Genomic DNA, 14,831 nt, shown 5'->3' with positions numbered 1-14,831 from the left:
GCGTTTTTGTTCAGCAGAATAACATGTATACCCAATTTAGTTATGACGATAGCTGGATAATACTCAGCGAAATAGAGCATTCTATCAGAACTAAAGTCGAAGAAAAAGGGATTCCATTAGAAAAATGGGATATCAGCATCAACTATGGAATAAAAACAGGTCTTAATGAAGCTTTTATTATTTCAGAACCTATTAAAGATGAACTAATACGAAAAGACCCAAAGTCTGCTGAAATAATTCGACCTATTTTACGAGGCAGAGATATTCAGAAATATCATTCGAATTTCGCAGGACTTTGGTTAATTTCAACTTTTCCTAGCCTGGAATATTGTATTGATGACTATCCTGCAGTTAAAGAATATTTGTTATCTTTCGGTTATGATCGACTATCTCAGACTGGAGAAAAAAAGATAGTAGACGGTAAAATAATTAAATCTCGAAAAAAGACCAATAACAAATGGTTTGAAACTCAAGATAGCATTAAATATTGGGACGATTTTTCCAAGCAAAAAATGATATGGAAGCGCATTGGTTCTCTGCTACGATTTAGCTTAGATGATAAAGGCATGGTTCCGTTAGATAGCACATGCATTGCAACCGGTGTAGATGTACCGTATATTACAGCTATTCTTAATACTACTATGGGAAATTATTTATTCTCTAATGCACCCAAAACGGGAACTGGCGATTTAATTGTAAGTGTTCAAGCAATGAATCCAATTTTAGTACCAAAACCAACTGCGGAACAAAAACAATTCGTTGAAAATTTATTATATGAAATCATAAATCACATAAATAATAATGTTGATTATCATTCGATTGAAGCAAGGCTTGAAAACTATGTGTACTCATTATATGGCATTAATACTGAAGAAAGAGCCTTTATTGAAGATTATGTGACTCGTAATTATAGATAAATGTACTATTTGATTTCTATAAATCCAATTTCGTCACGTTCTGCTGATGATAATTCATAGAGGTCAAATATCATTTCATCAATTTCTTTTGCTTTTTCATCAGTATATTCTTTTTGAATATTTTTGACAGCGTTTGCAAAGGATTGATTCAGTTGCTCATCAATCCTTATAACAGGTATTTTTTCAAAAAATATTTTGCTTAATTCACGAGTCCCGCCTTGCAATTCTGGAAAAGAGTTGCGAAAACAATATTTGAAAAGTGAAGAATTGAAAAAAGCAGTCAAAAATGGTAAGTGCTCACCAGTGATAATGAAACACTTTTGGTTTGTCATATATTGTTCATCATCAAGTACAAATGGCATATATTTTGTCATATTAGGGTAAATGATTTTTTGCTTAAAAAATTCGTCCATATAAACGCAGTTTCTCAAATTGTACGGTGTTATACCTTGATCTGCTCGTTTGAAAAGTTTTTCTTGATATTTATCCAGATGTTTCTTTATTGCTGGATAGTCATCAATGTTAATAGGAGGTATATTCTTTTCTTTAATACCATTATGTGTATTAATTAACCATAATCCCGCAAATGTACATGCATAATAATTAATGTCTCTGCCACGCAGAATAGGTCGAATTATTTCAGCAGACTTTGGGTCAGCAGAAACAATCTCATTTTTCTTTTCGGTAGAAATAATGAACGCTTCATTGTATCCCGTTAATACTCCTCTATTTATATTGATGTTCCATTTTTCTAGGGGAGTTCCAATCTCTTCGATTTTCTTCTTTATCTGCGCTTCAATAGATGAAATAATAACCCAACTATTGGAAGCAGAATAAGATATTGCGCGCTGGTTCTGCTGAACAAAAACGCTCAAATTATTTCCGCAATCTTGATCAACTTTACACGCAAATGTATGATTCATATTTTGTTCTTTTGAATACATTAAAATATTCACATCAACAGTGGCAGATTCAAAAATTTTTCTACCAGCAAAATCAATCAGAAGTATCGGATTAGTTTTTTTTGATAAAAACTCTCTTAAAGCTTTACCATAACCAGCTCTCATCCATTTATTACTAGTAATAAATGTTAGTATTCCATTATTATGCAATAAATGATAGCCCTTTTCATAAAACAAACAATAAATATCCCCTGTTTTAGTAAAAGTTTCAAATCCTAGATTAGAATATGCATCTCCTAACTTTTCTTTTGTTTCCTCGTTGATGGTTTTTTGTAATTGAATATAAGGAGGGTTCCCAATTACAATATCGAATCCTCTTTTCTCTTTAAACACTCTTGCAAAGTCTAGTTGCCATAGCACATATGGTTTAGAAGTCATTTTTTCTGTTTCTAAATATTTCTCAAATAATTCTTCCGAACTATATAACTGTTTATGTACAACCAAATTTTTCAAATCTTCAATTTCTCTTTTTATCGCTTTCTTTTCATTTGAATCCTTACATTTAAATAGTTCTTCCTGTTTTTTAATAAACTTGTCTAATATTGCATCATATTCACCTAAAGTTTGGACAAAATCAATTTGTGTTTCATCACCAATATTGCCAAGGATTTCAGATCCATTAATCAAATTTTCTCCATCCAATTTATCAATTAATGAGTTTCCACATAAAATATTACATTCTAAATTAGGTAATGGTAACGGATCTTTATGTCCTTCCGCAATGGTTTGAGCGTTCGGATTTATTTCATCATCTATAACCAATGACAGCCATAGTCTTAACTGTGTAATATCAACTGCAGAAGGTTCAATATCTGTAGCAAAAATACAATTTTTTATAGTTTCATATTTTAGCGAATATGCAGATCGATCGGTAGCATACATAAATCGTGCCGAATTAGGATTCATATCCATAGCCATATATCTGCTAATATTTTGTCTTGCTTTTACTATCTCATTTAACATTCCCAACGGAAATGCTCCAGAGCCAACAGCTGGATCGGCAATTTTAATATTAGATAATAACTCATCCATTTCATTTAATTTATTTATGCCTAAACTCCTGTTATACAGTTCATCTGATATCAACATTTCGTCTTCAGGACAATCTTTCTGCGCGTCATGATCTCTAATATATTCTCCATACAATATAAAATTTCGAACGGCTTCATCACTAACATGCAAATTATCTATCAAATATTGTATTAAACTTTCTTGACACATAAAGTGTACAATCTCACGTGGTGTATAAAATGCCCCTTTCGATTTTCTGTCCTTTATTTCAAGCAGATTTTCGAATACTTTCCCGAGCATTTCTGGATCTATTGCCACTTCTCTTTCCATTGGTTCATCTTCACTAATTGTAAAGTTAAACCTGTCAAATATATCTAATATTCCATCCCCTTCTCTATCATTATCATCTTTTCTATTTGAGAAAATTTCATCCGGAATATCAAACGTATTCGCCTTCCAATCATAGCCGTCTAAAGCCTCAAACAAGCCACCGGACAAAAATGGAACTCGACAATGAAGTGCAGTACAATAACCCATTTCACCTCTATTTCTATTAAGCGCATCATAAAATAATGGTTCTAAGTAATTTTCATAAAAGTGTCCGCCATGTTTCTTGGAAAATTCGAACAATGTCCTTAGAAAAGTTTGAGAACCATCACCCCAAGTTTTCTTTCTTGGCATATGCATAGCAATTATTTCTTCTGTTTCATTGTCAACATTATCAAAAGCTTTTGACGACAAACAATACTCACCATTAATGTTTCCATACATTTTAGGTAAATACTCTTTTATTATTTTCCCATGTGCACCTTTCGTATAATAAACATCTTTGTATTCGCTTTCAGTCAATGTTGTTGGCCATGTATTTACCCCAAGCCAACCTTTCTTCTGTAAAAAGTACAAAAATACTATCTGTCCCATTAATTTTTTAGCAAATTGTTCAGAAGTGAAGCCACATCTTTCAGATTCATCTACAAAATCTTCGCAGCTATCCAGAAATTCCTGAAGTTGATAATATTTTTCACAATAAAGATTAAAGAATTCTTTAGTAACTCTCTCAACACTAAATACTTCCTCTAACTCATCTAGTTCAAAACCATTTTCAAAGTGCTCAGCAGTAATAAAGCCTGATATTCTACTGATGGCAGTATGACATGGTTCATTTTCACCAACCAAGTAAGAATACCTCTTGGCAGGTGTAATTTTTTCTTGAGTTTTTAATCTACCATTTTCTATTTTTATCTCGTAATCGAGTCTCACAAAAGACAATCTCCACTTAGATTCATTTGGAGTGTAAAATGCTATAATAGCCGCATCAGCACTCCCATTATCAATTAAGTGTTTTGCAAAACTTCTTTGGACACTTCTTGCGTTTTCTACATAGCGCTCTTTTTTTAATTGAACACTTAGCACTAATATCTTCTTATCATCTTTTGTTTTAATATTTCCTACATGGCTAGAGCCCTCAATATGTGACGAAAAAGAAGAATATGTTTTACTGAATTTATCAGCATTTACACTTTCCATTTTAGGAAACAGTATTTTTATTAATTCCACATATGCCTTATTTTCATACGTACTAGTAAGTATTTCTTCAATTCTTTTTATTTCAAGCTTCATTTTTTTCATCCTTTTCTAAATAACATGAAAGAACAATTTGCTTTTCTCCATCTATTATCGCTTTTATATCTTGTTTATCTTCTAAATATACTGATGGAATAATATTTTTAATTTCAAAGAAGAATTCTAATAAGCCCCCTTCGCCTATATTCCTACTCTTCTTTACTATATCCTTGGATATTTTAGAAGGTATCTCGCCATTTTCCCATAGGGTAATCCATTTTTTAATTAGTTCCTCTTGATCATCAGTAAAGCTCTTTTCTTTAGCCATAGCTTTTAACAATTTAACCACAACAGCATCATTGCCAGAAACCCCCGTTTTCTCAATTGTTACATTAGATTCTTCTGTAAGAATCTCGTCAAATGCTTTACTATTTTGTTCAAATTGCCTGTAATATCCACTAGCAACCTGTATTTTTTCATCGTTTGGACTTGCCTTAATCTTCTCTATGGCTTTAATAAACGGTATTTGTTCAGAGTTAATACCATCACTGATAAAGAACGACTTGTATGCTCCCTTCCTTAAGAAGGTAATTGTTGATGTAGTATCAACGGATTCTTCTTTTTTGCCAGTCTTTGATTTCTTTGGCATCTTTTTAATAGTTTCAAATAAATCCGGATCATTATCACGCACATCACGAATAACTTTTAGATACTCCAATTCTGGATTCGTGCTTTCGTCTTCTTTCATCTCTCCGGTCAATTCTGAAAACAATCTTTGCGATGATACTTCTTCGTCTTCCGACAAGAATTTAATATCTTCACCTAAAGTGTCATGAAAAGCCTGTAGTTTTTCTAATATTCTATCCTCTAATGGCATTTGTGCTTTACTCTGTGCTGTTGGAAAGAAATTAAACACATAGATTTGGTCAAACTTTGTACCCACTCTATTTACTCTTCCCACTCTTTGCATTATTCTAGTTGGATTCCAAGGTAAATCATAATTAATTAATATGTTTGATCTATGCAAATTGATTCCTTCCGCTAACACATCAGTTGTAATAAGGAGATCATATTTATCATTGTTATTCATTTCCTTTTGAGGATTAAAACTATCTTCAATATCAGATTTTAGCTTTGGTGAACTTTCTCCACTATAATAAACAATTCTGCTACCGTAGATTTCTTTTAATTCTTCATATAAGTACTCTGCAGTTTCTTTAGATTCTGTAAAAATTATTGCTTTATTGCCTTTGATAATTGGATTTTTTATCAGATTATTTTTAAGTTCTTCTAATTTAGGATCATTATCAATATTGGCCCAAATACTACGTAATGCTTTTAATTGCGATCTATCTTGTTCCAAATCTCTAATGAATTGACTCTTGAATTCTTTCATATCAAATTCTAAAACATCTTCATTTTCAACTAATTCCATTAGTTTAGAAGTATCTCCATCGTCTAACAAATCATACACATTTACCTTTTTAGAAATAAAAATCTTCCCAGTATCTGCCATTTCAATGAATTTATCATACGATTCTAAAAATCTATCCAGTGTTTTACGAAAAGCATAAAAACTACTTTCTAATCGTTTAACCAAAACACCTTTCATAAATCCGCCCATATTTGTCTGAGATACAAGCATTGTAGAGTATTTTTTCGTATCATTGAGATACAATAATGGTGTATATCTGGCATAATTGAAATTCTTTATAATATCAATTGTTTGGTTAAAAGCATCGTCAATTAACTCATCAAAAACATATGTAATTTTTTCAGGATTACCTACTTTAGGAAAAGTCAATCCTTGCTTTTCCAAATCTTCACCATAATATTCTACGATTTCGTTTCTCGTACGGCGAACCATAACTTCTCTTAGTATTTTATCTCGAATAACTTCGGAATTATCTCGAAGTTGCTTCATATATTCATTAGAACCTTTAACTTTCTTATTAAGTTTTGATTTTAAGTCGGCAAAAAATCCTTCAAGATTTTTTATTCCATTAATAGTACCATTCTTTTTCGCTTGAAATAAATACAATTGATTTTCAATATCGCTAGTATAGTTATTTATCGGAGTAGCGGATATCAAGACAACTTTTTTACCTTTGCATATTTGATGAAGACTAGTAAAAGCATTAGTGTCACTATTTCTAAATCTATGCGCTTCATCCACAAATACATATGAATACTTGCTTACTTTTCCGTTCTCTATCACCTTGTCAAGTTGTCCTAAAGAAACAACATCCCATCTTGAAACATCAAATTCCTGCAACACATTCTTCCAATAATCTTGCAATACAGGTGGACATATAAACAATTTATACGAATTCCTATTGAATGAATTTGCAAGCATAGCACAAATATATGTTTTACCCAATCCAACAACATCAGAAATAAAAACTCCATTATACGCATCTAATTTTTGTCTAGCTTGGGTTACAGCATCCATTTGATACTGAAGTTTCATAAAACCTTCCGGTAAAAGAGTTTGATAACTTTCTTTGTCAGAGTTAATTTCTTCTTTAAAGAATTCATATAAAGTTTTTAAATATAATTGATATGGAGTAATATCATTTCTCATCCATGTATTTTGCTCAACAGACTCAATATATGTTTCGCTTATTTCAACGGACTCAGCCCATAACTCTTCAAAATTTTTCAATGCAAACTCAACATCAATTTTATCTTTTAACTCAACATTAAATTCTAAATTATTTACTAACCCAGCCTCAGAAAAATTGCTAGAACCTGTTATTACACTTCCATACATATCAAAGACTTTAGTTGGATCCTTGCGCATTATATAAACCTTAGCATGCACTGGTGCTTTAGTATACATTCGCATTTCTAACTTGCCCGATTTAAGCCATTCAATAAATACCTGAACACCTTTCTCTACATTTTCCGAAGGATTTGTATGTTCAAATTCTCTTTCTACTTCTTGTCCTATTATTTTTTTACCTTCAATTGTAGGAATAGTCGAATACTCTAATTCATTATTAGCTGAATCAATGATATCAACAGTGTATTTATCAACATTAAGACCTACTAAAATGCGTATTCTTTCTACGTCTTTCATAGCATCATACAATTTAAAGAAACCACTGGATCTAAAATATCCAACTAATACATCAAAAAATTGTGTATTACTTTTCAATATTGCTGAAAATCTGCTATACAAGTCTCTATCTGGTTCATTCGTAAAAAATTTTAAATCTGTTGTTGCCATTGTTATCCTCCGAACAAAGATTGCAATATATAATCTACACTACACTATCTTTTTTCATTATATATCTTTTACAAAAATAATTACATAGCTGTTCCGACTTCAATTAAATTTCCGTCCAAATCATAAAACCTTATAACTTTCTGGCCCCAGCTGTGGGTCATAAGACGATTTACATATTCTATGTCAGGATATAGCTTTTCTAATTTCTCTACGAAAGCCTCGATGTTGTCTTCTTCAAAATAGAGCTCACAGGCATTGTTCTTGTAGGTTATGTCCTTTCTCAAGAACTCTTGCCATATCTTTTCATCCTGAAGCACAAGACCTTCGGTCATTATAAGGTTGCCGTCGTTATCCAGCACAGGATTTAGACCGAATAGGTCGTGATAAAACTGTTTTGATTTTTCGATGTCTTTTACTACTATCAATATGTTTTTGAGTTTCATTGTAGTGTCCTCCACAAATGAGTCGAAATTTTTATTTATCATTTTTTAAATTTTTAGCTTGTTCTTCAAGCTCAAGCATATATCTATCAAAATCTGACATAAAAAGACGATCTTGGATTATGCGATACTTTTCAAATTCAGTTTCAGCATGCAGCTTAGCTATTTCTGCAGATACTTTTCCGGCATCTTGTAATATGCCATATTCAAACATTTCAATAAATCTATTGAGTCTTGTCTCCCAATCCTGCATCGTCAACGGGATATGACGCAATGTCATAGTCTCAGCAAAATCCAGATATGCAGAAACCATTCTATTGAGCTGGCCCATTTCTTCCTCTGATAAATAGTTCTTTGCAACTGTTACATCGCTTTTCTTTATTTTGCCATCAGGTGCGTCCGACCATGTTGTTAAACCCATGTGCTCTTTCGTATGGTCAGCTCTCTCTACAATCAGTTCCGCCGCCGTATGCCCATGAACTGCATAATGCATTTTATTTTGAACTGTTGCATAAAATCTCTTTGTCGCTGCCGAATTCTTATCATAGTCTATTGCTGTTGCATAGAGATCAGTTATTTTCTGATAGAATTTTCGTTCACTTGCACGAATTTCCCTAATTCGTTCTAACTGTTCGTCAAAATATTTTTCGGTCAGATAAGTTCCACGCTTTAACCTTTCATCATCCATAACCCAACCTTTGATGGCATAGTCCTTTACGATGCCATTAGCCCACTTGCGGAACTGTACTGCTCGTTCATTGTTCACTTTAAACCCAACTGCTATAATCATTTGAAGATTATAATGTGATACCTCTCTACTAACTTGACGAGTTCCCTCTTTTTGAACTATTAAGTATTTCTTAATAGTTGAGTCAGGTTCCAACTCGGAATCTTCGTAGATTTTCTTTACATGCTGATTGATTGCAGCAACGCTTACATCATAAAGTGTCGCCATCATCTTCTGCGTCAGCCATATATTTTCATCCTCATATCGCATTTCAATACTATCCTGTTGGTCTCCAACAGAAGCCACATAAGTCAAATATTCTGCCGCACTAGAACGAATTGTTATTTCTTTATTTTCTTTTTTAGACATTTTTCCATACCCTTTTAAAATATTCTCTTTACAAAATATCCAACAAACTAAGGCCCTTTCCAAAGTCCAAAGCCAGCCCAATCAGTCTTGCCGCTTCATCAGCCATAAATAGCGGCACATTTAACTTATCTCTGTCCAGTTTAAGATTGTCCAGGGAAAACCTTACCGTTAAAGGCGTTTCGTCAGGGGAAAGCTCTTTGTACTTTTTAAGACTCTTTGACTGTCCACCGGTAGTTCCGCTCACCTCTATTGGTACTAGCTCACCCTCGTATTTAACGATGAAATCCACCTTATGAAAGGGATTGTTGGTAGACCAGTATCTTGGCATTTTTTCAAACTGGGGCATCAAAGCTTCCAACAGATAGCCTTCTGAAAGGGCTCCGTTAAATTCCGTAAAAAGCCTGTCTCCTTCTCCAAAGGCTGCCGATGTCATCTGATACATTTTCCTGAGAATTCCCACATCCGGCAAATAAATTTTAAAGGAAGATGAAATCTCTTTTCCCGACAAAGGCATCTCCGGTTCATCTACTTTATATACCCTATTTACAGTTCCAAGATCAGCCATGCAGTTAAGCGCACCTTCATATTCTCTGGCCCTTGCTCCTTCCTTTACCCCTTTATATGTAAACTTCCTGTTGTTTTTTGAAAGCTGCAAAGGAATCGACTGCCATATCTGCAGCATTTTAGAAGCATCTTTGCCTTCTGCCTTTTTTATAAAATCGCTTTCGTATCCTTCTATTATATTTTTCAAGGCGGTTTCCATTGCAGGCACATCTCTTTCCTGAGTCCAGCTTAATACAGATTGAGGCATACCGCCGGTTATAAAGTACATCTTAAGCTTTTCGAGAAGCGGATTATAGAAGGCTTCCGCTATGGGCTCAAGTATATTTATGTTTTCGATAAATGCAGCTAAGTTATCATCGCCGTTGGCTATGAGAAATTCTTTGAAGTTCATCGGATAAAGCTCCAATATTTCAACCTTATCTATAGAAATCATTTCACTATCAGCCGCCATATCTGATTTAAAAAGGTTTCCCGCACATACAATATGATATTCCTTGCCGTTATCGCAGAAATATTCCAGGGTCTCAAACACCTGAGGAAAATCCTGAATCTCATCAAATATTACAAGGGTTCTTTCCGGCTCTATACGCTGCCCGCTTGCCATCATCAAATTTTGCAGCATGCGTTTAATGTCTTTTGTTCCTTCAAAAAACTGCTTGTAATTTTCATTTTCTCCAAAATTAAAATACGCAGTATTATCATAGTGGAGCCGTCCAAATTCTTTAAGAGTCCATGTTTTGCCCACCTGTCTTATGCCGGTTAAAATAAGGGGCTTTCGAAAAGGGTATTCCTTCCACTTAATCAGTTTATTTATAATCTGTCGTTCCATATTATTATAATTTCCTTTAAAACATTGCTTTAATAATATATCTCTGTTACTCTAATTTTAAACTTAATCAAAGATAAATTCAATCGAAATCACACTTTTATAAGATATTATGTGCTAAATATCACTTTTCTATAAATTTATGGAGGTCAAAATGGAAAATCTCAACAGATATATAGATCATACACTGCTTAAACCGGAAGCAACTCCCGATGATATCAAAAGGCTTTGTCAAGAAGCTGCCCAATACAACTTTTATTCCGTATGTGTCAATCCGCCGTATGTTAAATTAGCTGCAGATACCCTTAAAGAACTAAATGCAAATTCCGTTAAGGTTGCAGCGGTATGCGGATTTCCTTTGGGAGCATCAACAACCTCCGCAAAGGTTTACGAAGCATCCGAAGCCTGCGACAATGGAGCCACTGAAATAGATATGGTTATAAATGTAGGTCTGCTAAAGGCCGGTTGCGACGATAAAGTCAAAGAAGACATCAGCCAGGTTGCCAAAGCCGTCCATTCTAAGGGCGGTATACTCAAGGTCATAATCGAAACCTGCCTGCTCAACGACACTGAAAAAACTGTTGCCTGTCTACTGGCAGTAGATGCCGGAGCGGATTTTGTAAAAACATCCACAGGATTTTCCACAGGCGGTGCAACAACCGATGATGTGTCAATGATGAAGGAGTTGGTTAAAGATAAAGCTAAAGTAAAAGCATCTGGTGGTATACGGGACAGAGAAACTGCACTAGCAATGATTAACGCCGGAGCCGACAGAATCGGTGCAAGTGCATCAATAAAAATAGTGAGCGAATAAATTTTTTATTCGCTCAACATGGTTTTAAGTCTCTTTTTCTGTTCTTCCCTTGGAAGCTCATATCCGTGCTGATACATATCCAGCACATCGGCATCTTTGACGATTTCCTCAATCGGGCTTCCAATTTCTGATTTTTTGCTATGGTTTTTAACTGCTATTGCAATTATTTCTATTTCTTCATCGGTAAATCTACCATCTCTTTTGAGAAGTTCCTTCACCGGCTCATACCCTGCCTGTGCGTGATCTTCTTGCTTACCAGTTACTATTCTGCCATAATCATGTGCTGCGCAAGCACAGGCTGCAAGCTCTGCATCTACACCACGCTTCTCGGCAAGTATATGCCCTATGGCAGCACAACTTGCTATATGTACCCTTTCCCACTCAGCGGGTTCATCTCTTTGAGGCACAAGCTTTACATGTTTTTCTATTTCCTCAAGCATTAGGCTCTGCAATCCAATCAGTCTGTTCATATAATCGCCTCCTTGTCAAAATTTTACTTTGACTTTCTAGTAATTGCAATATATACTTTACTTAGAAAAAAAAGAGCCACCATGATAAATGGTTGGCCGATAACTTAATTGTTCAAATCAAACCATCTTGTTAGCGGCAAGGTGGTTTATTTCTCGTATTATCTCTAGTACAGAAACAAGTACCAGTAATTTCATTTAATAACCAGCAAAAAAGCAAGGTAGCTTTAAACCACCCCGCTTTTTGCTTATTTTTATCATTACTCTATTATTCAGCCATCAGCGAAAGTATCACTTCGTCTTTTACGGCCGCCTTCTTGTCATATGCCTTCATCATCTCAACGGATTTTGAAGTATTTCCTATGAGGATACCACCGCAGAATCTTCCGTTCAGGAAGAACATTTTTCTGTAAAAGCCTTTGGATTCTTCTGATATTTCTATTTCCTTATAGTGTCCGTCGCTACCGTGTCCCACATCTCCTATGGAAAATACAGCAGTATTAAATCCTGTAAATGTATTAGAAGGAGTTACATGACTGTAGGTTTCGCTATCACCCACAGCATTTGCACCGGCAACCTTACCCATGCCGTCAGCTTGAGCCCATATGCCTATGCTTACACCGTTCATTGCTGCAGTATCTCCGCAGGCAAATATTGAAGGATCTGAAGTTCTCATTGTATCGTCAACTTCCACAAATCTATCACCGTCAAGACCAGCTTCCTTTGCAAGGTCTGCATTAGGTCTGATGCCGGCAGAAATTATAACGAGATCAGCAGGGTATACTGTTCCGTCTGAAGTTTTTACACCGTCAGCACTGCCTTCACCTGTAATTTCATCAACACCTGCACCTTCAGAAACCACAGCGCCTGCTTTAATTGCCGCTGCTTTAAGAAGGGCTGAGCCTTTTGCGTCCAACTGTCTTCCCATTATCGCAGGAGCAGCTTCAATAATTGTAACCTTCTTTCCGGCTCTCATAAATTCCCATGCCGCTTCAAGGCCTAAGATACCTCCGCCTATAACGGCTACATTATTAACGCCGCCAAGGCTTTCTCTAATCTTATTAGCATCCGCCAGCTTTCTTATCACTTCAACGCCTTCCTTATCGGCGCCTTTGATTGGCGGTCTATTACATTCCGCACCGGCTGCATATATGAGCTTATCGTATTTTCTGGTTTCTCCGTTGTCCAAAGCAATCTGCTTATTCTCTCTGTCTATGGCAGTCACCTTAACTCCCAGTGTTGTCTTTATCCTATTTTCTTCATACCAGTCGAGCTGTTTTGTAAAGAAGTTAAGCGCATCAAATTCGGAAAGTATGCCCTTTGTCAGCATCGGTCTGTTATAGCAAAATACTTCTTCGTCAGAAATTATTTCAATGCTGCATACAGGATTTCTCTTTCTAGCCGCTTCAGCTGCAGAAAGACCTGCGATACCACCACCGATAATTACGATGTTTTCCGCTTCCTGGGATTGGAATTTGATTTCTTTAGTTTCCACTGGAACGAATTTATCAGGTCCCACGCCACATACTGGACATGCTTCAGGCGGCTGCGTACCTCTTACAATTTCTCCGCATACAAGGCACTTCCACTCTCTTACAACCGGAGCTGCCAGTTCTTCCTTTTCTATAATCTTTCCTGCAAGGACACTGGAACCAAATCCAAATCCAAAATCAAAGGCATCCTCCAGCTGAGCTTCACTTGGTTTAAATCTCACTCTGAATCCTTCACCGTAAACCTTCATGCGCAGCTGCTTGAGTCTTGCAATTATATTTGGCACGCCTTCACCGCTCCATCCATAGGAACCAAAGGCAGATGCAAATTTACCGCCGTGAGTTCCCGGAAAGATTGAAGTGGTTATATCCCATATCGGTTTAAGAGCTTCCCCAAGAATTGTCGGAGTTCCCAAAAGTATTCCATCAGCCCAGTATATATCTCCCATAACCGTATCAAGATTGGCAGTTACCAGGTCGTACTTTCTAACTTCAATATCACCTGCGGCTCTAATGCCTTCCTCTATTTTGTCGGCCAACATTCCTGTGTATCCATATGCAGAAACATAAGGGATTACTACGGTTTTTCTGGCATTAGGATTGACCTCTGTTGACCATTTTTCATATATATCCACGATTTCCCACGGATTGCTATCAAGCACTGGGCCATGACCTGGACATATCATATCTATGTCGAGGTCTCTGATTTTATCAATGGCCTTAAGCACATACGGCTTAAATGGTCCGATTATATTATCGTAATAGTATCTCAGTGCTTCCATATAATCGTCGCGATTTACAATCTTGGAAGCCAGTACCGCATCCAAACTGTAGTGGGAACCGAAGGAATCACATGTAACCAAGGTCTTATCCTCAACTATATAAGTATACATGCTGTCTGGCCAGTGGAGATTTTGAGCTCCGATGAATTTCAAAGTTTTATCTCCTAAGGAAAGAGTATCTCCATCCTTTACAATCACGGAATTAAATTCCATGTTGCATATTTCCTTCATGAAATTGATGGCTGTTGCGCTTCCCACCAGCTTAATTGCCGGATTTCCCTCCAAAAGATATTTTGCAGAACCGGCATGGTCAGGCTCAGTATGGTCCACTATGATATAGTCAATATCCTTTATATCCACCACTTCCTTGAGCTTTGCCATATAATCGCCCATAAACTTTTCCTTAGCCGTTTCAAAGAGAGCTGTCTTTTCAGAGCCCTTAAGCACATAGGAATTATATGTTGTGCCGAACTTCGTTTCCATTATGATATCGAAGACTCTCAGATTAGGGTCGAGTATACCGGCCCAGTAAAAGCCTTTCTTAAGTTCAAGTGTCTTCATATTTTTACCTCCTGATAAAACCGACATGTTATTCACATTTTTAGTTAAAATTTTCACATTTATATTGATAATATATACCACATCGCACAAAATTTTAACCGCGACT

General features: G+C 35.6%; 9 protein-coding genes. 2 read left to right on the top strand and 7 right to left on the bottom strand.

The genetic code is table 11. The features are described 5' to 3' along the window. Positions 1 to 23: 23 nt before the first annotated feature. Positions 24 to 917 (top strand): DNA methyltransferase family protein, encoded by an 894-nt coding sequence (locus INF20_RS03165; protein WP_226384942.1) that lies wholly within the window; start codon positions 24 to 26, stop codon positions 915 to 917. A 5-nt stretch (positions 918 to 922) separates the two neighbouring features. Here INF20_RS03165 and INF20_RS03160 read toward each other — a convergent pair whose 3' ends face one another. From INF20_RS03160 to INF20_RS03140, 5 genes are all read right to left on the bottom strand, one after another. After that, the gene (locus tag INF20_RS03160) at positions 923 to 4,510 is read right to left on the bottom strand and encodes an Eco57I restriction-modification methylase domain-containing protein (protein WP_226384941.1); all 3,588 of its coding nucleotides are present in this window, start codon (positions 4,508 to 4,510) and stop codon (positions 923 to 925) included. Beyond that, positions 4,500 to 7,685 carry a helicase-related protein gene (locus INF20_RS03155; RefSeq protein WP_226384940.1) on the bottom strand — a complete coding sequence of 1,062 codons (3,186 nt, stop codon included), beginning with the start codon at positions 7,683 to 7,685 and terminating at the stop codon, positions 4,500 to 4,502. Before INF20_RS03155 ends, INF20_RS03160 begins: the two co-directional genes overlap by 11 nt. A gap of 80 nt (positions 7,686 to 7,765) precedes the next feature. Next, entirely contained in the window at positions 7,766 to 8,128 is a 363-nt protein-coding gene (locus INF20_RS03150; protein ID WP_226384939.1) for a VOC family protein, read from the bottom strand. A 31-nt stretch (positions 8,129 to 8,159) separates the two neighbouring features. After that, positions 8,160 to 9,221 carry a virulence RhuM family protein gene (locus INF20_RS03145; RefSeq protein WP_226384938.1) on the bottom strand — a complete coding sequence of 354 codons (1,062 nt, stop codon included), beginning with the start codon at positions 9,219 to 9,221 and terminating at the stop codon, positions 8,160 to 8,162. A gap of 28 nt (positions 9,222 to 9,249) precedes the next feature. Then, positions 9,250 to 10,614: an ATP-binding protein gene (locus INF20_RS03140; RefSeq protein WP_226384937.1), complete on the bottom strand. Its 1,365-nt coding sequence runs from the start codon at positions 10,612 to 10,614 to the stop codon at positions 9,250 to 9,252. 151 nt (positions 10,615 to 10,765) lie between these two features. Between INF20_RS03140 and deoC the strand changes: the two genes are divergently transcribed. Further along, the gene (gene deoC / locus INF20_RS03135; RefSeq protein ID WP_226384936.1) at positions 10,766 to 11,425 is read left to right on the top strand and encodes a deoxyribose-phosphate aldolase; all 660 of its coding nucleotides are present in this window, start codon (positions 10,766 to 10,768) and stop codon (positions 11,423 to 11,425) included. 5 nt (positions 11,426 to 11,430) lie between these two features. Here deoC and INF20_RS03130 read toward each other — a convergent pair whose 3' ends face one another. Together INF20_RS03130 and INF20_RS03125 are read right to left on the bottom strand one after the other, a co-directional pair. Next, positions 11,431 to 11,895 carry an HD domain-containing protein gene (locus INF20_RS03130; RefSeq protein ID WP_226384935.1) on the bottom strand — a complete coding sequence of 155 codons (465 nt, stop codon included), beginning with the start codon at positions 11,893 to 11,895 and terminating at the stop codon, positions 11,431 to 11,433. Positions 11,896 to 12,160: 265 nt separating this feature from the next. After that, a complete protein-coding gene (locus INF20_RS03125; protein WP_226384934.1) occupies positions 12,161 to 14,725 on the bottom strand; it encodes an FAD-dependent oxidoreductase in 2,565 nt (854 codons plus the stop codon). Positions 14,726 to 14,831: the final 106 nt, after the last annotated feature.

Origin of the sequence: Gallibacter intestinalis, from assembly GCF_014982745.1 — a bacterium.
Lineage (GTDB): Bacteria > Bacillota > Clostridia > Peptostreptococcales > Anaerovoracaceae > Gallibacter > Gallibacter intestinalis.
This window is presented reverse-complemented; position numbering and strand designations above follow the sequence as displayed.